Consider the following 22,176-nt stretch of genomic DNA (forward strand, 5'->3'; position numbering starts at 1 on the left):
TGCGGGATTCTTCAGCTAAATAAACGCAGGGCGCGGGTGGAGCCGGCGGGAATGTCGGCCGCGTCCATTTCCTGGTAAAACTCTTGCACCTGGCCGGCGATCTCGGCCAGCGCCGCGTCCGACAAGGCCTGGTTGTAATCGTCGACGATGGTCGCGTCCAGGCGGCCCACCAGTGCCTTGGCGCAGGCGACCATGGCGCCGAAACCGTCGCGCGCGGGCGCCACGCAGGGCACGTCCAGCAGCAGAGTCAGGCGCGGCGTGGTTTCCTCGGCCAGGGTGACATTCGTCGACAGCGAGAACAGATAGCTGCCGTCGCCGTCCGGCATGACGAAACGGCCGTCCGGACGCACGTCAAAGCCCTGTTTTTCCAGCGCGAACAGCAAGGTGGCAATGGCCCATGGCGCGCCATTCGTGTGCAGGTTCACGCCCAGCTGGGCGTCGTGGCCGGCCACGAAGCGGTGCAGATTGCGCGCTTCGGCCATTACTTCCATCATGTCGGGCACTTCCGGCTCGGCACCGATCTCGTCGGCAACACCACGCAGGCGCGTGACCAGTTCCGAGTATTCGAGTTCATTCAAGGCCGTGCTGCGGCTGGCCAGCTGCACGCCGCCCTGCATCTTGGTGTAGACACCGCCATGCGTGATCGGTTCCCAGTCGCCATTCACGTGCAAGCCGATGAAATGCACGGGCTTGTTGCCCACCAGGCGCAGGGTTTGCAGCACGGGCAGGATCTTGTCGCCGCGCACGGGCGCTTCCAGCGACAGGGGCAGCAGGCAATCGATCAGCGGGTCGACCAGGCTGGTCGCCTGCTCGCTGGCGGCGCTGACTTCTTGCACGGGCTCGGCGGCTGGTGCAGGGGCCGGCTCGGCAGCCCCCCCACCCAGCGACGGCTCCACATGCACGGGGGCGTCGGACACAGGCGCCGCTGGCGGCGCGCCGAACGATGGTTCGGCCTTGGCGGCGGGCGCGGCGTCAAAGCGCGGCTCCTGGCGCAAGACGGGTTCCTGGACATCCACCGCGGGGGCGTCGCCCTCGCGCATCAGCACGTCATCGTGGTCGGTGGAAAATGCCCGTTCCACGCTTTTCTTGGCCTTGTATTCCTGCCATTTGTTGTACGAAAAAACGCCGACGATAAAGACGCCGCCGGCGCCGAACAAGGTAATTTGAAGGTCTGTCATGCTGCTTGTGCCTCGGTTGCAAAATTTGCGGCGGACTCCATGTCCACCGCCACGATGCGCGATACGCCCTGCTCCTGCATCGTCACACCGATCAATTGATGGGCCATTTCCATCGCAATCTTGTTATGCGAAATGAAAAGGAATTGGGTCTGGTCGGACATGCGCTTGACCATGCGGCAGAAGCGTTCCGTGTTCGAATCGTCCAGCGGTGCATCGACTTCGTCGAGCAGGCAGAACGGCGCCGGATTCAGGCGGAACATGGAAAACACCAATGCGGTCGCGGTCAGCGCCTTCTCTCCACCGGACAACAGGTGGATGGTGGCATTTTTCTTGCCGGGAGGCTGCGCCATGACTTGTACACCGGAATTGAGAATCTCGTCGCCCGTCATGGTCAGCTTGGCCTGCCCCCCGCCAAACAGGATGGGGAACAGCTCGGAAAAGTGATGATTGACCTTGTCGAACGTGTCTTGCAGCAAGTCGCGCGTTTCCTTGTCGATCTTGTGGATCGCATCTTCCAGCGTATTGATCGCTTCCGTCAGGTCGGCATTCTGGGCGTCGAGGAAATTCTTGCGCTCGGACGCCTGCGCCAGCTCATCCAGCGCGGCCAGATTGACGGCGCCCAGGGACGTGATGGCATTCGTCAGGCGCGTCACTTCGCCCTGCAGATACGATGGGCGCATGTCCGGGTGCAACTTTTCGCTCAAGACAGCCTCGTCGGCGCCCGATTCCAGCAATTGCTGGGCGAATTGCTCCTGGTTCAGGCGCGCGGCCTGTTCCTTGAGCTGCATTTCCATGATCTTGTCGCGCTGCGGCTGCAGGCTGCGTTCCGATTGCGTGCGCGCATCTTCGGACAGGCGCAGCTGCTGCGTGATCTGGTCCAGTTCATGGCGCGCGTCCGCCAGCGCCCGCTCCTGCGTGGTGCGGCGCTCGAGCAAGTCCTGCAAGCCGTCGGCGGCCGCGCCGCTTTCCAGGTTGGCCAGCTCCAGCTCACCCGCCTGCAGGCTGGCCGTCACTTGCTGCGCCTGCGTACTGGCCGTGGCGATGTTGCGGCGCAATTCCTCGATCTTCGCGCGATGGGCTTTTTCCGCGTATTCCGTATCCTTGGCGGCGCGTTCCAGGTCGCGCAAGGCTTCGCGCGCTTCGGCCAAGCGCTGTTCCTTCTGCAAGAAGTCCGTGTGGCCGTCTTCGTGCGCTTCCTGCAAGTTGCCCAGTTCCATGTCCAGCTGTTCGAATTTTTCTTCCGATTCCAGCTTGGTCTGCATCTGCTCGGCTTCCTGCGCGGCGATCTCGGCCAGATCCGCGCCGATCTGCGTGCTGCGCTGGTTGAAGCGGGCTTCCACTTCCGACAATTTCACCACGTCCAGTTGCAGAGTATGCACGGAAGAAGTGAGCTGCTGTATGCGCAGGCGCAAGTCGGACAGGTTGCGCGTCAAGGTTCCCACGGCTGCGTCGGCCCGCACGGAACGGGCGCGCGCCTCTTCGGCCAGCAATTGCTGGGCGCGCAACTGTTTACCGATATTCTCGATTTCCTGCTGGCGGCCCAGCATGCCTTCCTGCTCCGAATCAGCTGCATAGAAGCGCACGCTGGTGGCCGTGACCACGTGCCCAAGCCGCGTGACGAAATAGCCGCCCGGCGGCAACTTGCTACGCTCGGCCAGCGCTTCGGCCGCGTCTTCCACGGCGTAGGCGTTGTAGAGCCAATCCTGCAGCAAGCCGCGCAAACCGGGATCGTTGAGTTTCAATAAGTTCAAAAAGGGCTTGAGGCCCGGCACGTCCGGCAGCGGCAACGGCGCCAGGGTCGATGGCGCATACAGGGCCAGCTTGGCCGGTGGCGCATCGGCAAAGAAGGCCTTGGCCCAGTCGATATTCGACAGTTGCAGGGCAGAGGTGCGCTCGCGCAAGATCGATTCCATGGCCGCTTCCCAGCCCGCCTCGATCTGCAGCTTTTGCCACAGGCGCGGCAAGGTGTCGAGCTCGTGCTTTTTCAGCCAGGGCTGGACCTTGCCTTGCGTCTGTACCCGTTCCTGCAATTGTTTCAAAGCAGAAAGACGCGCCTCCAGCTGGGCGTTGGCGTTTGTTTCGGCATTGACTTGCGCCTGCGCCTCCATCCGTTCCTGCTCCAGCTTGGGTTGCTGCTCCAGCGCTTCTTCCAGGTAGAAACCCTGTTCTTCCAGCGCTTGCTGCTTTTCTTCCAGCTGCAGTTTCAGGTTTTCCAGGTGGCTGCTGTCGGGCAAACTCAGGCTGTTCTTTTCCTGCTGCAGGCGCTCGCGGCGCGTCAACAGGCTGGCCAGGATGTTTGAAGCGTTACGCTGGTGCGCCGATTCCAGTTCCAGCTGCTGCTGGGCCTGCATAATTCGCGCGCGCGATTCCGTGCTCTTGTTCTGTGCGGCGCGCCAGGCGGCGTCCAGTTCGGGCAATTGCTCGCCCTTCTGTTCGGCCATCATTTGCGATTGCTCCACCTTGGCCGCCAGCTCTTCGAGGTGGAATTCCGCCTCTTCGATCTGTTCCTGGTATTCGCTGCCTTGGCTGTTCCACTGGTCGCGCTGGGCCGTCAGGGTCGCCAGCTGCGCCTGCAGGCGGGCGCGCGATTCGATGACGAACTTGATCTGTGCTTCCAGGCTGCCGATTTCCGCATTCGTCTGGTACAGATGGCCTTGCGCCGTATGCAGGCGGTCGCCCACGGCAAAATGCGCCTGGCGCATCTGCTCGAGCGTCAGTTCCACGTTGCGCAGCTTGGCCGTCTGCTCTTCCAGGTCCGTCTGCGCCTGTTCCACCTCGCGGAAATAGCGCGTCTGCTCGTTTTGCGCCTCGTTCTTGCGCAGCAGCCACAGCAGTTTCTGCTTTTCTTCCTGATCCGCCTGCAAGGCGTGGAAACGCGTGGCGACAGCCGCCTGCGCTTCCAGCTTTTCCAGGTTGGCATTGAGTTCGCGCAAGATGTCTTCCACGCGCAACAGATTTTCGCGCGTGTCCTGCAGGCGGTTTTCCGTCTCGCGGCGGCGTTCCTTGTATTTGGAGACACCGGCCGCTTCTTCGAGGAAGACGCGCAATTCTTCGGGGCGCGATTCGATGATGCGCGAAATCATGCCCTGGCCGATGATGGCATAGGCGCGCGGGCCAAGGCCCGTGCCGAGGAAGATATCCTGGATATCGCGCCGGCGCACGGGCTGGCCATTGATGTAATAGGTGGACGTGCCATCGCGCGTCAGGGTGCGCTTGACAGCGATCTCGGCGTACTGGCCCCACTGGCCGGACGCCTTGCCATCGTTATTGTCGAACACCAGTTCCACGGAAGCGCGCCCGGCCGGCTTGCGGTGGGTGGAGCCATTGAAAATGACGTCCTGCATCGATTCGCCGCGCAATTCCGATGCTTTCGATTCGCCCAGCACCCAGCGCACGGCGTCGATGATGTTCGACTTGCCGCAGCCATTCGGCCCGACCACGCCCACGAGCTGGCCTGGCACCTGGAAATTGGTGGGATCGACGAAAGACTTAAATCCCGACAACTTGATGGAAGAGAGACGCACGTGTTTTAGAGTTCCTGGCCTATGCTGGCGGTTGAGATCGGCGAACCCGGTTCATATTCAGTTCAGATGCACCATTGCGACGACAATCTGGCCGCTCAGCGCAAAAAAGTGGCTCATCATACCATTTCCTGATGCTTTTCTGGCCAAAAAACAGCAGCGTCAAGTGCCGGCCGGCACCATCCCGGCACCATATTAACGGGCTGGGCGGCCATCCTGCGCCAGTTTCCAGTCTTCGCGGGAAAAAACGCGCTCATGGCCGGACAGCACGATGGCCAGTTTTTGCAGCCATTGCTCGGTCGGCATGGGTTCCGCCTTGAAGCTGAGCACTACCATCAGCACCAGGCTGGACAGGGCCAGCGCATGGCTGACGGCGAAATTCACGGCGCCGCGGGCATTCCACATGAAGCCCAGCGCCAGCGCCAGGCCCAGCACGCAACCGCTGACGGCTTCCGACACGCTGTGCGCATGCACGACCACGCGCGAAATGGCCACCAGCACGGCGAAGGCCACGCCGACGAGCACGCCGGCATGGCGCCAGCGCGGTGCGGCCCGCTGCAGCAGCACATACATCAGCACGGGAAACACGGCGCCGGCGCGCATGGCGTGGCCGCTGAAACCCGTAAAATCGAGCGCGCTGCTGCCCACGCCCCAGCTCATGAAGGCCAGCTTCGACAACACTACGAGGGCCAGGCCGCCGCCATACCACAGGCTCCAGCTGAGCACCAGGCGCCACTGGCGCGAGACGAGCAGCCACAGGGCAATCGCCACGCCAGCCGGCCCCATGACGGACATATCGGCCGCAAAAGAAATCCCATTCCACCAAGTCATCGTACACGCGCTTATTTCATGATCAGCTTGCACTATGCCACGACTCAGCCCTGTTCCGCGCGGCTTTTGCTGTGCTGCAGCGAAGAATTACATTCGATTACAAAATTCCCGCGCCCAACCATCCGCCTGCACAGCGCCGGAGCGTCAGATATTCGTCAGGCGCTTGCCCTTGGGCGGCGCGAAATCGCGGATCGATTCGATCATGCCCACCTCCAGCGCCTGGTCGGCCGTCAGGTGCAGATCGGAATACGCGTGCACCTGCCACTGCTCTTGCGTCAGGTTGACGTGGCCGCGCAGGATGCGCTCGGTGCGCATGTCGTCGGCGCGCAAGCCCTCGACGATGATGCTGAGCGCATCGGGGCGGGAACCGGGCGAGGCTGTCGCATGCGACTTGTGCACCATGAAGCGGGCCGTGTCGCTGGCATGGCGGTGCCGCCCCGACAGAAACAGGGTGACGGCGATGGATGCCACGGCGCCCGCGTTATAGGTAATGATGTCGAGTGGCAACTTGCTGAGGAAGTTGTACAGACAGATCCCGTCGCTGACATAGCCGCCGTTGGACTGGATCAAAATGTGCGCGGTGGTGAGCTTGTCTTCCGTGATGTCGGCCGCGGCGTTGAAGACGCGCCGCACCATGTCACTGTTGACATCGCCCGAGAGGGTAAAGTAACCGTGCTGCTCGGTGTTGTTTTGCGTCTCGCTTTGTGTAGTGTTCATGGCAGGCACCCGCAAGAAAGCCAGGCTTTCATCATAGCGCATTCCCGCACGGCCGGGCGCCCTTTTGTAACAGGCCAGCGCCCCTCCCAGCCCCGCAAACCGGGGCTTTGCCTGCAATTTGGCAACGTCTTTTCAGATTGACAGAAACACCCTGCTGGCATATATTCCTCCCACTTGATCGGGAGAGGGCAACCCAGCGTTGCCGCCGAAGGGGCACTACCCAAAAACTCTCAGGCAAAAGGACCGATCAGGCGGACTGAAGCTGTTGCTTTGGCGGCAGCTTCAATTCAACTCTGGAGAGCGGCCGCGGCTATTGCCGGCGGCCCACCGAAGGGGCGCACGGGGCAAGCCCCCGTAATCTCTCAGGTACAAAGGACAGGGGGGTCAGTGATCACGCCGGAAAGCCGTGTTTGGCTCCGTGTGTGCTGTTAACTTCCCCTTTACCTTCGTCCCGAGGAATCCATGACGCTCAAAGCGACCCCACTCAATAACGCCCACCGTGCTCTCGGCGCCCGCATGGTCGATTTCGGCGGCTGGGACATGCCTGTCAACTACGGCTCGCAAATCGAAGAGCACAACGCCGTGCGCAGCGACGCCGGCATGTTCGACGTGTCCCATATGTGCGTGGTCGATATCGAAGGCCCCAACGTGCGCGCTTTCCTGCGCGGCTTGCTGGCCAACAACGTTGACAAGCTGCAAGTGTCGGGCAAGGCGCTGTACTCGTGCATGCTGAATGCCGAAGGTACCGTCATCGATGACCTGATCGTCTACTTCTTCAATGAAAACTGGTTCCGCCTGGTCGTCAACGCGGGCACGGCGGAAAAAGACGTGGCCTGGATGCAGCAGCAAAATACCAGCACCAACAGCGGCCTGACGATCACCGAGCGCCGCAATGCCAACAATCCGATGGCCCTGGTCGCCGTGCAAGGCCCGAACGCGCGCGCCAAGGTATGGCAAGTGCTGCCAGAGACGCAAGCCGCTTCCGAAGCCATCAAGCCCTTCAACGTCGTCATCGTCAAAGAGACGGCGTTCGGCGAAGTCATGCTGGCGCGCACCGGCTACACGGGCGAAGACGGTTTTGAAATCGGCGTGGCCGCCACCCAGGTGGAAGCGCTGTGGAACGCCCTGATCGCCGCCGGCGTCAAGCCGGCCGGCCTGGGTGCGCGCGACACCCTGCGCCTGGAAGCGGGCATGAATTTGTACGGCCAGGACATGGATGAAAGCGTCAACCCGCTCGACGCAGGCCTGGCATGGACCATCGACCTGGTCAGCGAGCGCGACTTCATCGGCAAGGCGGCCCTGCTGGCCAAAGGCCAGAACGCGCAATTCGTCGGCCTAATCCTGCGCGAAAAAGGCGGCGTGCTGCGCGCCCATCAAAAAGTCATCATCGCCGGCAGCGAAGCCACGGGCGAAATCACCAGCGGCACCTTCAGCCCCACCATGCAGGAAGCGATTGCCCTGGCGCGCGTACCCAACGGCGTAGCTGTAGGCGACACCGTGCACGTGGAAATCCGCGGCAAGCAACTGGCCGCCTCGGTCGTCAAGCTGCCTTTCGTGCGTAACGGTAAAATCCTGGCTGCGTAAGCGATTAGCGATAGAGAGCCACCGCCCGCAAGACCGTACAACCAACATCAATAACGAACACTTACCATCTGGAGCCACACATGAACATTCCTGCAGACCTGAAGTACACCGCTTCCCACGAATGGGTACGCCTTGAAGGCGACGGCACCATCACCGTCGGCATCACCGAGTACGCGCAGGACGCCCTGGGCGACATCGTTTTCGTCGAACTGCCAAGCGTGGGCAATACCTATGGCGCGGGCGACGACGCCGCCGTGGTGGAATCGGTCAAGGCAGCGAGCGACATCTACGCGCCGATCGCCGGCGAAGTCGTGGCCGTCAACGACGACGTGGTCAACTCGCCAGAGTCGATCAACGCCGACGCCTACGCCAACTGGCTGTTCAAGATCAAGCCAGCCGACGTGTCGGCCCTGGACGGCTTGCTCGACGCTGCCGCCTATGGCGCCACCACCAGCGCCTAATCGCGTTTGACTCACGGGCCGCAATTGCGGCCCGTTTGCATTTAATTTTGTAGCTATGCCCCGGCGCTGCGCCCGCGCGCCGCATCCCGGTTTTTCAGTCTTTTTTGGCCTCTATATCATGACCCGCACCAGCCTGACCCAACTCGAAGCACGCGATGCCTTCATCGCCCGCCACATCGGCCCTTCTTCCACCGAACAGCAAGCCATGCTGGCGACCCTCGGCTATCCATCGCGCGCCGCGCTGATCGACGCCCTGGTACCGGCCAACATCCGCAACAAGGGCGCCCTGCCCCTGGGCGCGTACTCGCAGCCGATGCCGGAACAGGAAGCCCTGTCGCGCCTGAAAGCCATCGCCGGCAAGAACCAGGTGCTGAAATCCCTGATCGGCCAAGGCTACTACAACACGTTTACGCCTGGCGTCGTGTTGCGCAACATCTTTGAAAACCCGGCCTGGTACACGGCTTATACGCCTTACCAGCCCGAGATTTCGCAAGGCCGCCTGGAAGCGATTTTGAACTTCCAGCAAGTGATCACCGATCTGACGGGCATGGGCATCTCGAACGCCTCGATGCTGGACGAAGGCACGGCCGCCGCCGAAGCGATGACCCTGATCCAGCGCGTGGGCAAATCGAAATCGAACGTGCTGTATGTCGCCAATGACGTGCTGCCGCAAACGCTGGAAGTGGTGCAGACGCGCGCCCAGCCGATCGGCATCGAGGTGCGCGTCGTTAAACCTGAAGAGATTGAATCGCTGGACGCGTGCTTCGGCGTGCTGCTGCAATACCCTGGCGTCAACGGTGTCGTGCGCGACTACCGCGCCGGCGTGGAAAAACTGCACGCGCATGGCGCCATGGTCATCGTCGCGGCCGACCTGCTGGCCCTGACCATGCTGACGCCTCCTGGCGAATGGGGCGCCGACGTCGTTGTCGGCAACAGCCAGCGCTTCGGCGTACCGCTCGGTTTCGGCGGCCCGCACGCTGGCTTCCTGTCCACGCGCGATGAATTCAAGCGCAATATGTCGGGCCGCCTGGTGGGCGTGACCGTCGACGCGCAAGGCAACAAGGCGTATCGTTTGGCCCTGCAAACGCGCGAACAGCATATCCGCCGCGAAAAAGCCACATCCAACATCTGCACGGCGCAAGTGCTGCTGGCCGTGATGGCCTCGATGTACGCCGTCTACCACGGCCCTGCCGGCCTGCTGCAGATCGCCCAGCGCGTGCACCGCTTTACGGGCGTGCTGGCCGCCAACCTGAAAACCCTGGGCTACGGCGTCGTCAACGCGAGCTACTTCGACACATTGACCGTCAACGTTGCCGATGCGGCGCAACTGCACGCGACGGCCATGCAGCACGGCGTCAACCTGCGCAAGATCGACAACACCCACGTCGGCGTGTCGCTCGATGAAACCACCACGCGCGACGATATCGCGCTGCTGTGGAAGGTGTTCGCGCACGGCCTGGCCAACGCACCTGCCGCGCCTGACCTGGACAGCGTGGAAGCAAATGTGACCAGCGCCCTGCCGGCAAACCTGGCGCGCGAGAGCGCCTACCTGACCCACCCCGTCTTCAACAGCTACCATTCGGAACACGAGATGCTGCGCTACCTGCGCAGCCTGGCCGACAAGGACCTGGCGCTGGACCGCACCATGATCCCGCTCGGCTCGTGCACCATGAAGCTGAACGCGACGAGCGAAATGATTCCCGTCACCTGGCCTGAATTCTCCAACATCCACCCGTTCGCGCCAGACGCGCAAACCGTGGGCTACCGCGAAATGATTGCGCAGCTGGAAGAAATGCTGTGCGCGCTGACGGGTTACGCGGCCGTCTCGCTGCAGCCGAACGCCGGCTCGCAGGGCGAATACGCGGGTCTGCTGGTGATCAAGGCGTATCACGAATCGCGCGGCGAAGGCCACCGCAACATCTGTTTGATTCCATCGTCGGCGCACGGCACCAACCCCGCCTCGGCCAATATGGTCGGCATGCAGGTGGTGGTCACCAGCTGCGACGCCAACGGCAACGTGGACCTGGCCGACCTGAAAGCGAAAGCGGAAAAGCACAGCGCCAACCTGGCTTGCGTGATGGTCACCTACCCGTCCACCCACGGCGTGTTTGAAGAAGGCATCCAGGAACTGTGCGAAATCATCCACTCGCACGGCGGCCAGGTCTACATCGACGGCGCCAACATGAACGCACTGGTCGGCGTGGCCGCTCCCGGCTCGTTTGGCGGCGATGTGTCGCACCTGAACCTGCATAAAACCTTCTGCATCCCGCACGGCGGTGGCGGACCGGGCGTGGGCCCGATCGGCGTGGGCGCCCACCTGGCGAAATTCCTGCCGAACCAGCGTTCTACGGGTTACCGGCGCGACGTAGCCGATGCGGGTATAGGCGCCGTCAGCGCCGCGCCATTCGGCTCGGCCAGCATCTTGCCGATTTCGTGGATGTACATCGCCATGATGGGCGCAGAGGGATTAACCGCAGCGACCGAGACGGCCATCCTGGCGGCGAACTACATCGCGCGCCGATTGGCGCCGCACTACCCGGTGCTGTACTCGGGCCATGACGGCCTGGTCGCGCACGAGTGCATCCTGGACCTGCGCCCGATCACGGACGCCACCGGCATCAGCAACGAAGACGTGGCCAAGCGTTTGATGGACTTCGGCTTCCATGCGCCGACCATGAGCTTCCCCGTACCGGGCACCCTGATGATCGAGCCGACGGAAAGCGAATCGAAAGTAGAAATCGACCGCTTCATAGACGCCATGATCGCCATCCGCGCGGAAATCGCCAAGGTCGCCAGCGGTGAATTCGACCACGACGACAACCCCTTGAAGAACGCGCCGCACACGGCACAGGTATTGATGTCGGACAACTGGGAACGCAAGTACAGCCGCGAAATCGCAGCCTACCCCGTCGCGTCCCTGCGCCAGCGCAAATACTGGCCGCCGGTCGGCCGCGCCGACAACGTGTATGGCGACCGTAATCTGTTCTGCGGCTGTGCACCGATCAGCTCGTACGAGGAGGAGTAAACGCCACGCGCCCGCTTCGGCGGGCGTGCCAGCGACAGGAAGGCAGGCCAGACGGCCTGCCTTTTTTCATGCCCGCAAGGGTAGGTCGGATTAGCGCGTGAGCGCGTAATCCGACACCACCACCGGCCTCGCCAACAATGTTGTCGGATTGCGCTACGCTAATCCGACCTACGCGACCGACAACGCCAGCAAAGCCGCACCCGGCAACCCCAGCATGGTGCCCAGTATCGTCAGCAACATGACATCGCGCCGCTCGCAGCGGCTGCGGTGCGAACTCCACGCGGCAAACAACAGCGCGACAGCCACGCCGCTGAGCGAAATCCCCACTTCCGTCATGCCAGTTCTCCCCGCAACGGCAATGCGCCCGCCATGATTTCTTCTTTCATTGGTCTCATCCTTTTCATTGATTGATCAACCTACCTACCGGTAGGAAGTAAGTGTACAATAAAAAACACGACGGCGTCCATGCCCGGTTTTTTAACAACACGAAGGAATCGCAATGCAGCAGCAAACCACTCTTCCCGCCGCCAGTCTTGGGCTGGCGGCTTCCCTGGCCCTGGTGGCCGTGCTCGGCCCGGCAGGCATCGACATGTACCTCGCTTCCATGCCCGCCATGGCGCGCGAGCTGCACACCTCGTATGCGAATGTGCAACTGAGCCTGACCGTCTTCCTGCTGGCCCTGGGCGGCGGACAGTTGCTGTGCGGCCCACTGACGGACATGCTGGGCCGGCGCCGTCCGCTACTGGCCGGCATCGGCGTCTACATTCTTGCCGCCGTGTGGGCGGCGCAGGCGGATCAATTGACCACCCTGCTGCTGGCGCGTTTGCTGCAGGGCCTGGGCGCGGCATTGACCCTGGTCGTGGTGATGAGCATGGTGCGCGACGTGGCCGATGGCGTGCAGGCGGCCCAGCTGTTTGCCCTGTTGATGACCATCGTCGGCTTGGCGCCCGTGCTGGCGCCGGCCGTCGGCGGCTTGCTCGACGCGCACTATGGCTGGCGCGCCGTAATGCTGGCCCTGGCCGCGCTGGGCGCCTTGACGCTGCTCAATAGCGCATTGTTCTTGCTGGAAACTTTACCCGTCACCAGGCGGGTCTCGCCGCGCGGCCTGCACCGCACGTATGCGCGCATCGCGCTGGACCGCGCCTTCCTGCTGCCCGCGCTGGCCCTGTCCGCCACTTTCTTTTTCCTGTTTGCCTATATCGGCGGAGCGTCGCTGGTATACCAGCGCGATTTCGGCTTGTCCGCCGGCAGCTTCGGCCTGGTGTTCGGCGCCACGGGCGTGGCCGTGCTGCTGGGCGCCATGGCCAGCGGCCGCCTGGTGGAACAGCACGGTGTGGCGCGCCTCTGCGTGGCGGGCAGCGCCGCCATGCTGGGCGGCGCCGTACTGGCCCTGCTGGGTGCGTGGGCGGGCTTCGGCATCGTCGCCGTCGTGCCCGGCATGTTCGTGGCCCTGTTTGGCCTGGGTATCGCGGAAGCGGCGCTGATGGCCATGGCCATGGGTTCGCAACAGCGCGCACTCGGTTCCACGGCCGCCCTGCTGGGCGCCATCCAGATGACCTTGTCATCGCTGGCCACACCGCTGGCGGCCAGCCTGTCCGAATGGGGCCCGCTGCCCTGGCTACTGTTCTTGACGGTGGCCGGCCTGCTGGTATCATGGCTGACCCTGGCCACTGCACGCGTCCATCCGGTCCATGCCAGCAGCCTGGGAGCGCACTGACGCCTCACTCACACTGACCCCAATGATGAAAAAACGCTCGGCCTCGGCCGATAACATCTGTGCCGTCGCCGTCGTGCACTTTTCCGAACATGGCTACGACGCTTCGTCCCTCAGCGACATCGCCGGGCAGGCGGGTATGCGCAAGGCGTCGCTGTATTCGCACTTCGCCGGCAAGGACGCCCTGTTTCTGGACGTGTTTGCCGACGCGCTTGCCGAAGAACAAGCCTTCATGGATGCCTGTTTCGCCGATGAAGCGTCGCTGACGGCACCCGGCGGCCAGCTCGCCGGCTCGCTGTACTGCGACCGCATGGCGCAGCGCTACGCCGATTCGGCCCATTTGCGCTTTTTGCTGCGCACGGCGTATTTGCCGCCCGCCACGCTGCGCATCGAAGTCGGCACAGGCTACGAAGCCTTGCTGGCGCAACTGCAGCAGTATTACGTGGCCAGCCTGGGCCGCATGGCGCCCGCCCTGGCACCCCTGCGCCTCGACCTGTATGCGCAAGCCTACCTGGGTATCGTCGACAGCCTGCACGTGGAGCTGATCTACGCGGGCGGCGCCGCGCTGCAGCAGCGCCACGCGGCCTTGTGGCAGATCCTCTCCGATTCGCTGGCGATGGCGATGGCGGCGCAATCGTCCTGAAGCGTTATAGCTTGCAGCCACACTGTGTACCGACGAACAGGTCTGACACAGGCTGCCATCGACTCTTCGACAGCACGGGTTTGCCAGATTCAAATGTGGTAAGGCTTGCTGCCGGAACTGCGCATGCGAAGTTCCGCTTGCGCCACAAAGCGGGCGTTTCAATCGATCCAAAAATCAGACGCACAACTTTGATCTCAGCAGCGCATAAGTGTCGCGCGCGGATGGCTCGCTTGGTTCAATCGCATACACCGGCGTCAGATCGATATTCAAGGTCCAAATCAGCATGCGCGTTTCGAGTTCGCGTTTTGCGAGGAAATTCAGCAATTAGTCGGCATTGAACGGACTTTGATCGATCCCCATCAATTTTCTCCATCAATAGGGTAGCAAACGCCTGTTGAATATTCAGTCGCCCGGCCAGGAATTGGCGACCGTCCGTCCGCAGATCGGGATCGCATGGCGAGGCACTCTTGGTTGGGGGAAGAATTGCTGCTCCTTTTCTTCGATATTTCCTGGCTTCCGCTCACAAAAATGCAGCTTGTAAGCCTTGAAGTTGGGCAAAACGAGAAAGGTCTCTGGTACTGCGCAATTCCTCGCAAAGCCCTAAGGCTGGGTGGCTGGCGTCGCGCGCTGTGGAGCGCCATGCCGTCGCGGGTGAACAGTTTTGCAAGGGCTACAGACATAAAAAACCACCGTTTTATGCGCAGAGAACTTCCGAGCTGGCAAGCGTACAGCCACGCCCCTGCGACTTGGCTTTGTAGAGGGCGACGTCGGCACGCTCAAGCATATTCTCTATGGTGTCGGTATTGTGCATACGCATGGCGATGCCTCCGCTGTAAGAGAGGGCAAAACCCAGTTCGTTGAGCGAATGCAGCGCCAGCCACTGCCGCATGCGTTCGTCGTAAGCTATGATCGAATCGAGGTCGGCACAGTTGAGTAGCACGCAGAATTCCTCGCCGCCGTAGCGACAGAACATATCTCCGGTACGGCTCACAGCCCGTAAGCCAGTGACGAAAACTTGCAACGCCCTGTCGCCACCGGCATGGCCGTGCTTGTCGTTGATTTGCTTAAAATAGTCGAGGTCAAGCATCAACACGCCGAGCGGCTGCTTGTATCGCAAACTTCTGGCCAGGTCGATTTCGGACTTTAGTATCCAGGCGCGGCGGTTCAAGGCGCCGGTCAGACCGTCTAGCGTAGCCAGCCGTTCCAGTTCCCGGGCCGCCTCGTCGCGGTGCGCAAGGAGGATGGCCACCACCGACATCATCATCATCGAGTTCGATGACAAGGCAAACACCCGGTTGATCAGGTACGGCCCAAAAAAATTCGGAAACTCAGCGGTGTAGAACGCACCCAGCACGGCACGGCCGGCAAGTACCAGCATCTGAACTGTAAGACATATGATTAATAGCCAACGCCAGCGTCCAACTGCCACCTGTGGCGCACGGCACAGGGGAACTATGATGGTTGCAATCTGCAATGCCAGCAGGCCATTCGCCCAGCCTACCCTGAACGGATAGTCGGAAAAACCGATGCAGTAGCCGACTGTCATCAGTACGGCTATGGCGGCTGGAATGCGAGCACTCGCCTTACGGCCGTACCACAATTGAAAGGCCATGGCGTTGAATACCATGCCGCCCGAGACGCTGCCCATTGCCATCGTTGACAATAGGTGGTCGGCCCAGCCGCCCCGTTCAAAAGTACTTGACCACAGCAGGAAAATCCAACCTGCAGTTTGCAATATGATACCGGCTTGTGCATAGCGCGCAGCACGGTTCACCCGCCCCATAAAATAGGGCAACGCCACGGCCATGATCGACAGGTTAAGTGTCATGCCGAAGAATAGGGTCGATACGTCCGTTATAGCCACTATCGCACTTTCAAAGTAAGCCAAGGGGCCGCATTATCCCAATAAACCTGCATCCACATAAAAAACGACAATAATTTACCTGAAGAAGTTTTAGTTTGCTGTCTCTCTTTGGGGGTCCGACCGAATTCGTGGCTAGCGTGCGTAAGCTGTTTCTCCTTGATAAAGCGACCGTATGCTCTTGGCCGAGCGCTAAGGTCGAATCAACTGGGTGATATTTCTCGGCTGCGTCAACGTCGATTTTGTCGTTCATCGTTGATAGCGAACAATCTCCGCTTGCCTGGAGGTGTGAGACCATCCGAAATTGTTGCCGCCCGGCTTATTCAAAACAATAGGCCGAAAGACATTCGTCGCTGCCAATGCTGCTCGCCGTAAAACAGTCATCTTCCCGTTTCCAGACATACTGAGCAGCAACATCCCAGAAGCTGGAAAGGAAGGAGATGTTTCTGGCAAGGCGCACCACGCCAGAAATGGGTCAGGCATACGCGTGCACCAGTAGAAAGCCAGCCAGCGGAACGACGGCAAACAGCACAACAACGCCAAGGCATCCGGATCCGGATCCGGAACCTGCAAGAGAAGTGTTGCGCTCGCGCTCTCGTAGCGCCCTGGCACGTACCCATTTAATATGACAGGACTGGCAAAAGAATGTGGTTTTGTTGTTACGCCAGGCGTCGATGGTTCGATCGGTATGGCGTGCAAGCGTGCCGCAACGGGCACATTCGAAATGTGTTTCTTTGGGTAGTTTTTTAGAAAAGTACTTGCCGGCAAAGAGCATGACAACAAGTCCGGCTACTATTGCCCCGACGATCAATTCCATAGTCATTTGTTTTTCTGTATCTGCATAGCGTTTACCACGGCTATTTCTAGCCCATCAGCGTACCCGAGCATAACGGATTGCCAGGCGGAAAAAATAACACATTGTCACATCAACGCGAATGGCCGCTTCCGGCCCCCACTAGCATGCCCGCCCACACCCACATTACACTTTGGAAACCTAAGATTTCTTCAGTTGACACCCTTGCAGCGCATCCATAAGATGCCCTCATTATTCATTTACGGAGTCCCACGTGGGTACTTGTTCTAGTGACAGTAGCCGATCTTGTATCGGTGATTGCCTCGGCAGCTAAACAGCAAGCAACGCGGAACTCTCTTTCCTCCGTGCCTTGCTGAGCAAGGTGCGGTGTCTCGTGCGGCCAGTCTGGCCGCGCGCCTCCTCCCTCTTTCCGATCGCGACCGGCTACTGACCCGGATTGCCCGCCAGCGCCATGCTTTGTCATGCGCGCTGACGGCACGCAAGCCTGCCTGCGGCTGCGCCGCCCGTCAACACCTCGTCGTGAAAGGAAGAGCCATGAATCTCTTCACCCGCTTATTCGAATCGTTCCTGCGCAAGCGCCATACGGCTGGTCACTTCCGCCGCCGCGCCATGCCGCTGGAAAACAGCACGGCCCGGCCCGTGCCCGACCACCTGGCGCGCCAGCTGCTGGCCGCCGCCCATGAAGACATCGATAGCGCCCTGAACCGCCTGCACACGCGCCTGGAAGGTTTGCGCGATGCCGAGGCGCAAGTCATCGGCGCGCAAACGGGCCCCAACGAAGTCGAGCATGAAAAACCGCTGGCCTGGTACCAGCACCTGTGGCTGTGCTACAAGAATCCGTTCAACCTGCTGCTCACCGTGCTGGCGATTGTTTCCTACCTGACGGAAGACCCGAAGGCGACCATCGTCATCGGCACCATGGTGATTTTGTCGACCCTGCTGCGCTTCGTGCAGGAAGGCCGCTCGAACAGGGCCGCCGAACGCCTGAAAGCCATGGTCAGCAATACGGCCACCGTGCTGCGCAATGGCCAGCAAATCGAGCTACCCATCCGCCAGCTGGTGCAGGGCGACATCATCGTGCTGTCAGCCGGCGACATGATCCCCGCCGATTGCCGTTTGCTTTCCGCAAAAGACCTGTTCGTCAGCCAGGCCGCCATGACGGGTGAATCCTTGCCGGTGGAAAAGATGGCCGAGCTGGTCGACAGCGCGGGCCGCGACCCGATGGAGCTGGCCAATTTGCTGTTCATGGGCACGAATGTGATCTCGGGCGCCGCCACGGCGCTGGTCTTGGCCACCGGCAACCGCACCTACTTCGGCACGATCGCCACGCGCGTGACGGCCACCGAGCGCACGCCGACGGCGTTTGAAGCGGGCGTCAACAGCGTCAGCTGGCTGCTGATCCGCTTCGCCCTCGTGATGGCGCCGCTGGTGTTCCTGATCAATGGCTGGACCAAGGGCGACTGGATGGAAGCATTCCTCTTCGCCCTCTCTGTCGCCGTAGGCCTGACGCCAGAAATGCTGCCCATGATCGTCACCAGCACCCTGGCCAAGGGCGCCGTGAAATTATCGAAAAAGAAGGTCGTCGTGAAACGCCTCGATGCGATCCAGAACTTCGGCGCCATGGACGTGTTGTGTACGGACAAGACTGGCACCTTGACGCAGGACAAGATCGTGCTGGAGCGCCACACGGACGTGTTTGGCCAGCCCTCCGATGAAGTGCTGCAGTTCGCTTACCTGAACAGCCATTACCAGACGGGCCTGAAAAACCTGCTGGACCGCGCCGTGCTCGACCATGTGGAATTGCAGACGGAAATGCAACTGGCACGCGATTACGTCAAAGTCGATGAAATCCCGTTTGACTTCGTGCGCCGCCGCATGTCCGTCGTCGTTTCCGAAAAGAATGATCACCATGAACTGATCTGCAAGGGCGCCGTCGAGGAAATCCTCGCCGCCTGCAGCCATTTGCGCCTCGGCGGCGCCAACATTCCACTCGATGCCGCGCTGCTGGCCAAGGTGCTCGATACCACGCATGGCCTGAATGCGGAAGGGCTAAGAGTGGTGGCCGTGGCCGTCAAGGAAGTGCCGCCGCATAAAACCGTGTATGGCGTGGCCGATGAAACGGCGCTGACCCTGATCGGCTATGTCGCCTTTCTCGATCCGCCGAAGGAATCGACGGCGCCCGCCCTGCGCGCGCTGGCGGAACACGGCGTCACCGTGAAAGTCTTGACGGGCGACAACCACCTGGTGACGGCGAAGATTTGCCGCGAAGTGGGCCTGGCCGTGCATGGCGTGCTGCAAGGCCCGCAACTGGACGACATGGACGACGCCACCCTGGCCAGGGCAGCTGAGGACAACACCGTGTTCGCCAAGCTCAGCCCGCTGCACAAGGAGCGCCTGGTACGCGCCCTGCGCGGCAATGGCCATATCGTCGGCTTCATGGGCGACGGCATCAACGACGCGCCCGCCTTGCGCGCGGCCGATATCGGCATTTCCGTCGATTCGGCCGTCGATATCGCCAAGGAGGCGGCCGACATCATCTTGCTGGAAAAAAGCCTGATGGTGCTGGAAGAAGGCGTGCTGGAGGGCCGGCGCACCTTCAGCAACATGCTCAAATACATACGCATGACGGCCAGCTCGAACTTCGGCAATGTGTTTTCCGTGCTGGTGGCCAGCGCCTTTTTGCCGTTTTTACCGATGCTGCCGCTACACTTGCTGGTGCAAAACCTGCTGTATGACGTGTCGCAGATCGCCATTCCCTTCGACAATGTCGACGCCGAACTGATCCAGCAACCACTGAGCTGGAATCCGCGCGACATCGGCCGCTTCATGGTCTTCTTCGGGCCCATCAGCTCGATCTTCGACATCAGCACGTTTATCTTGATGTGGCATGTGTTCGGCGCGAATACGCCTGAGCAGCAAACCCTGTTCCAATCCGGCTGGTTCGTCGTGGGGCTGTTGACGCAAACCCTGATCGTGCACCTGATCCGCACGCCCAAGCTGCCCTTCATCGACAGCATTGCTTCCGTGCCCCTACTGGTGGCCACCACCATCATCATGGCCGTGGGCGTGTTCCTGCCGATGGGCCCGCTGGCGACCTACTTCAAGCTGCAAGCCTTGCCACTGGGCTACTTCCCCTGGCTGCTGGGCATCCTCGTCTGCTACACGGTGCTGACGACGTTCATGAAACGCGTGTACCTACGCAAATTCGGCTGGCAATAGTATGATGAAACGCTCTTCCACCCACACAAGGCGCGCATGAGCGGCTCTCCCTCATCTTCATCCATATCCAAACGCACGCAAGCCCTGCTGCTGTCGGCCCTCGTGTTTCCCGGCAGCGGACACTTCTTGCTCGGACGCAAGGCACGCGGCTGCCTCTTCCTCGTGCCCGCCCTGGTCGCGCTGGTGCTCGTATTGCGCCAGATCATGGCACGTTTGGACCAGGTAATGGCACAGATCGACAGTGGCGCCCTGCCCCTCGACGTACAGCTGATCGTGGAAAAAGTCGATGCGCTGTCCGCCAATGACGGACCCGCCATGACGCTGGCCGTTGGCGTGCTGGTGGTGTGCTGGATAGGCAGCTTCATCGACACTTTGCTGATCAAGCCATGACGCCGGAAGCGCAGGCGCGCAAACTGCGCAAGGAGGCGAAGATGCAGGCGCGCCGCGCGCAGCTGGCGCTCAGCCGCCAGGACCACGGCGGCCCGCTGGCCTGGCGCGGCTGGTTCGACGGCTCCGCACACCCGAACCCGGGCAAGCTGGGCATAGGCGCTTTGCTGCTGGGGCCGGACGGCGAGCGCATCGAAGTGAGTCAGGCGGCCGGCCATGGCAGCAGCAGCGACGCGGAATATGCCGCCCTGATAGCCGTGCTGCAGGCGGCGCTCGGCGTGCGCCCACCGCCCATGCAACTGCTGCTGTACGGCGACAGCCAGGTGGTGATCAACGATGTGCTGGGAACGACGCCGCAGGGCGCCAAGGGACTGGAAACGCACAGGGCCACCGTGGTGGCCCTGCTGAAACAATTCAATGATGTGAGCTTGCGCTGGCTGCCGCGCCACCGGAATGGCGAGGCAGACCGCCTGTCGCAGCTGGCGATCGCCGGCTTCACCCCAGAGGCTTAAATACCGGGGTCGTACCCTCAGGGTACGACCCCAGCCGTTACGGGGTAAGCAACTTAGGCGGCGCGGCCAATCCGCAACGCTTCTTGCGGCGCCTTGGCCGCCGGGCGTTTCATCCCCTTCAAACCGCTGACACTGGCCTGCTGTCCAGTCAATTTGAACACGCTGACCACTTGCGCCAGATTGTGCGCCTGGTGCTGCATCGATTCGGCAGCGGCCGCCGACTCTTCCACCAGGGCCGCATTTTGTTGCGTCACGGCATCCATCTGACCGATGGCCCGGTTGATCTCATCGATGCCCACGCTTTGCTCGCTGCTGGCGGCCGTGATTTCCGTGATGATGTCGCTCACGCGCTGCACGCTGTCAACGATATCGTTCATGGTCGAACCGGCTTGCGCCACCAGCATGCTGCCCGCATTGACTTGCTCTACGGAAGCACCGATCAAGGTCTTGATCTCTTTCGCGGCGCTGGCCGAACGCTGGGCCAGGTTGCGCACTTCGGACGCCACCACGGCAAAGCCGCGGCCCTGCTCGCCTGCACGTGCCGCTTCCACGGCCGCATTCAGCGCCAGGATGTTCGTCTGGAAGGCGATGCCATCGATGACGCTGATGATGTCGACGATCTTGTTCGACGAAGCGTTGATCGATTCCATCGTGCCCACTACCTGCGCCACGACTTCGCCACCCTTGACGGCCACTTGCGCCGCCGACGCCGCCAACTGGTTGGCCTGGCGCGCATTGTCCGCATTCTGTTTCACGGTGCTGGTCAGCTCTTCCATCGACGAAGCCGTCTCTTCCAGCGAGCCGGCCTGCTCTTCCGTGCGGCTCGACAGATCCTGGTTACCGGCGGCAATTTGCGTCGACGAGGTCGCGATGCTGTCCGTGCCCGTACGCACTTCGCTGACGATGTTGAGCAAGCTGGTGTTCATGTCCTTCAGGGCCAGCAACAGTTGCCCGGTTTCATCCTTGGCGCTGGCGTCGATCTGCGCCGTCAAGTCGCCATCGGCCACCTTGCGGGCGATGTCCACGGCCGTGCGCAGGGGACGCACGATGCCCATCGTCAACAACCAGGCGCAGACGACGCCAAAACCCAGCGCCAGCACGGCCAGGGTCAGCAGCAAGTTGCGGCTCGTCTTGGCGACCTCGTCGATCTCGCGCGCCGTCGTGTCGATGCTGGTGCGCTGGTACTGCAGCATGTTGTTGACCACTTTCAGGTATTTCGTCGATCCGGGCACGAAGACATTCTGGAAAGCTTGCTCCGCTTCCGCCTCCTGGCCATCCGCCTTCAGCTTCGACACTTGCGCGCGCGAATCGAGATAGACCTTGCGCTGCTCGCTCACCAGGCGGAACAGTTCCTTTTCTTCCGGGCTGGAAATCAAGGCTTCGATTTTCTTTTGCAGTTCGCCCGATACGACCGACGATTGCTTGGCCTCTTCCGCGAAATACGCGCCCAATGTCGTGTCGCTGCTGCGCGCGATGGCCGTGGTGCGGCGCACGCCGCTATCGATCTTGGAATACCAGTCGGAAATATAGCGTTCCTTCGCCAGCGGCAATTCCATCATCGTGCGCGTGGCCATGGCCACGTCATGCAAGCGCCACACGCTGATGCCCGTGATGAGCATGGAAAACAGCAAAATCACGGCAAAACCCAAGCCGAGGCGCACACCAATACTGACGTTTCTTAACAAATTCATGTGAATATCCTAAAAAAG

Annotated in this window: 16 protein-coding genes and 2 riboswitches; of the genes, 8 read left to right on the forward strand and 8 right to left on the reverse strand. The window is 61.4% G+C overall.

The features are described from left to right. Nucleotides 1–11: 11 nt before the first annotated feature. The 4 genes from ACQ4WS_RS01125 to ACQ4WS_RS01140 form a co-directional block, all read right to left on the reverse strand. On the reverse strand, nt 12–1,178 hold the full coding sequence (locus tag ACQ4WS_RS01125) for a cell division protein ZipA C-terminal FtsZ-binding domain-containing protein (RefSeq protein WP_436472883.1): 1,167 nt from the start codon (nt 1,176–1,178) through the stop codon (nt 12–14). After that, nucleotides 1,175–4,702 carry a chromosome segregation protein SMC gene (smc, locus tag ACQ4WS_RS01130; protein WP_436472885.1) on the reverse strand — a complete coding sequence of 1,176 codons (3,528 nt, stop codon included), beginning with the start codon at nt 4,700–4,702 and terminating at the stop codon, nt 1,175–1,177. Before smc ends, ACQ4WS_RS01125 begins: the two co-directional genes overlap by 4 nt. Before the next feature lie 192 nt (nt 4,703–4,894). After that, entirely contained in the window at nt 4,895–5,530 is a 636-nt protein-coding gene (locus ACQ4WS_RS01135) for a phosphatase PAP2 family protein (RefSeq protein ID WP_436472887.1), read from the reverse strand. Nucleotides 5,531–5,674: 144 nt separating this feature from the next. Then, a complete protein-coding gene (locus ACQ4WS_RS01140; RefSeq protein WP_436472889.1) occupies nt 5,675–6,247 on the reverse strand; it encodes an ATP-dependent Clp protease proteolytic subunit in 573 nt (190 codons plus the stop codon). 169 nt (nt 6,248–6,416) lie between these two features. Then, a riboswitch (glycine riboswitch) is annotated at nt 6,417–6,503 on the forward strand. Between the two features lie 27 nt (nt 6,504–6,530). After that, nucleotides 6,531–6,636, forward strand: a riboswitch (glycine riboswitch). 73 nt (nt 6,637–6,709) lie between these two features. Here ACQ4WS_RS01140 and gcvT point away from each other — a divergent pair. The 3 genes from gcvT to gcvP all read left to right on the forward strand — a co-directional run bounded on the left by gcvT (nt 6,710) and on the right by gcvP (nt 11,317). After that, nucleotides 6,710–7,831, forward strand: a complete 1,122-nt coding sequence (gcvT, locus tag ACQ4WS_RS01145; RefSeq protein WP_436472891.1) for a glycine cleavage system aminomethyltransferase GcvT — start codon at nt 6,710–6,712, stop codon at nt 7,829–7,831. An 80-nt stretch (nt 7,832–7,911) separates the two neighbouring features. Next, nucleotides 7,912–8,292: a glycine cleavage system protein GcvH gene (gene gcvH, locus ACQ4WS_RS01150; protein ID WP_436472893.1), complete on the forward strand. Its 381-nt coding sequence runs from the start codon at nt 7,912–7,914 to the stop codon at nt 8,290–8,292. 118 nt (nt 8,293–8,410) lie between these two features. Continuing rightward, nucleotides 8,411–11,317, forward strand: coding sequence for an aminomethyl-transferring glycine dehydrogenase (gcvP, locus tag ACQ4WS_RS01155; RefSeq protein WP_436472895.1), 2,907 nt, complete (start codon nt 8,411–8,413; stop codon nt 11,315–11,317). A 168-nt stretch (nt 11,318–11,485) separates the two neighbouring features. Here the strand turns inward: gcvP and ACQ4WS_RS01160 are convergent, their stop codons facing one another. Then, nucleotides 11,486–11,653: a hypothetical protein gene (locus ACQ4WS_RS01160; RefSeq protein ID WP_436472897.1), complete on the reverse strand. Its 168-nt coding sequence runs from the start codon at nt 11,651–11,653 to the stop codon at nt 11,486–11,488. Between the two features lie 163 nt (nt 11,654–11,816). Here ACQ4WS_RS01160 and ACQ4WS_RS01165 point away from each other — a divergent pair, with 163 nt between their 5' ends. Together ACQ4WS_RS01165 and ACQ4WS_RS01170 are read left to right on the forward strand one after the other, a co-directional pair. Continuing rightward, nucleotides 11,817–13,034, forward strand: a complete 1,218-nt coding sequence (locus ACQ4WS_RS01165; protein ID WP_436472899.1) for a Bcr/CflA family efflux MFS transporter — start codon at nt 11,817–11,819, stop codon at nt 13,032–13,034. A 22-nt stretch (nt 13,035–13,056) separates the two neighbouring features. Further along, nucleotides 13,057–13,674 (forward strand): TetR/AcrR family transcriptional regulator, encoded by a 618-nt coding sequence (locus ACQ4WS_RS01170; protein WP_436472901.1) that lies wholly within the window; start codon nt 13,057–13,059, stop codon nt 13,672–13,674. A 694-nt stretch (nt 13,675–14,368) separates the two neighbouring features. Here the strand turns inward: ACQ4WS_RS01170 and ACQ4WS_RS01175 are convergent. Together ACQ4WS_RS01175 and ACQ4WS_RS01180 are read right to left on the reverse strand one after the other, a co-directional pair. After that, on the reverse strand, nt 14,369–15,562 hold the full coding sequence (locus ACQ4WS_RS01175; RefSeq protein ID WP_436472903.1) for a GGDEF domain-containing protein: 1,194 nt from the start codon (nt 15,560–15,562) through the stop codon (nt 14,369–14,371). A 448-nt stretch (nt 15,563–16,010) separates the two neighbouring features. Next, nucleotides 16,011–16,352: a hypothetical protein gene (locus tag ACQ4WS_RS01180; RefSeq protein ID WP_436472905.1), complete on the reverse strand. Its 342-nt coding sequence runs from the start codon at nt 16,350–16,352 to the stop codon at nt 16,011–16,013. 531 nt (nt 16,353–16,883) lie between these two features. Between ACQ4WS_RS01180 and mgtA the strand changes: the two genes are divergently transcribed. From mgtA to ACQ4WS_RS01195, 3 genes are read left to right on the forward strand one after another with little or no spacing between them, the layout of a single operon-like run. Continuing rightward, nucleotides 16,884–19,568: a magnesium-translocating P-type ATPase gene (gene mgtA / locus ACQ4WS_RS01185; protein WP_436472907.1), complete on the forward strand. Its 2,685-nt coding sequence runs from the start codon at nt 16,884–16,886 to the stop codon at nt 19,566–19,568. A 36-nt stretch (nt 19,569–19,604) separates the two neighbouring features. Then, a complete protein-coding gene (locus tag ACQ4WS_RS01190; protein WP_436472908.1) occupies nt 19,605–19,958 on the forward strand; it encodes a hypothetical protein in 354 nt (117 codons plus the stop codon). After that, the gene (locus ACQ4WS_RS01195) at nt 19,955–20,467 is read left to right on the forward strand and encodes a ribonuclease HI family protein (protein ID WP_436472910.1); all 513 of its coding nucleotides are present in this window, start codon (nt 19,955–19,957) and stop codon (nt 20,465–20,467) included. The genes ACQ4WS_RS01190 and ACQ4WS_RS01195 overlap by 4 nt, the downstream gene beginning before the upstream one ends. Before the next feature lie 53 nt (nt 20,468–20,520). On the opposite strand, the gene ACQ4WS_RS01200 is transcribed toward ACQ4WS_RS01195, so the two are convergent. Continuing rightward, nucleotides 20,521–22,158 (reverse strand): methyl-accepting chemotaxis protein, encoded by a 1,638-nt coding sequence (locus tag ACQ4WS_RS01200; RefSeq protein WP_436472912.1) that lies wholly within the window; start codon nt 22,156–22,158, stop codon nt 20,521–20,523. Nucleotides 22,159–22,176 lie beyond the last annotated feature (18 nt).

This window comes from Janthinobacterium leeuwenhoeki (assembly GCF_051380795.1).
GTDB lineage: Bacteria > Pseudomonadota > Gammaproteobacteria > Burkholderiales > Burkholderiaceae_D > Janthinobacterium.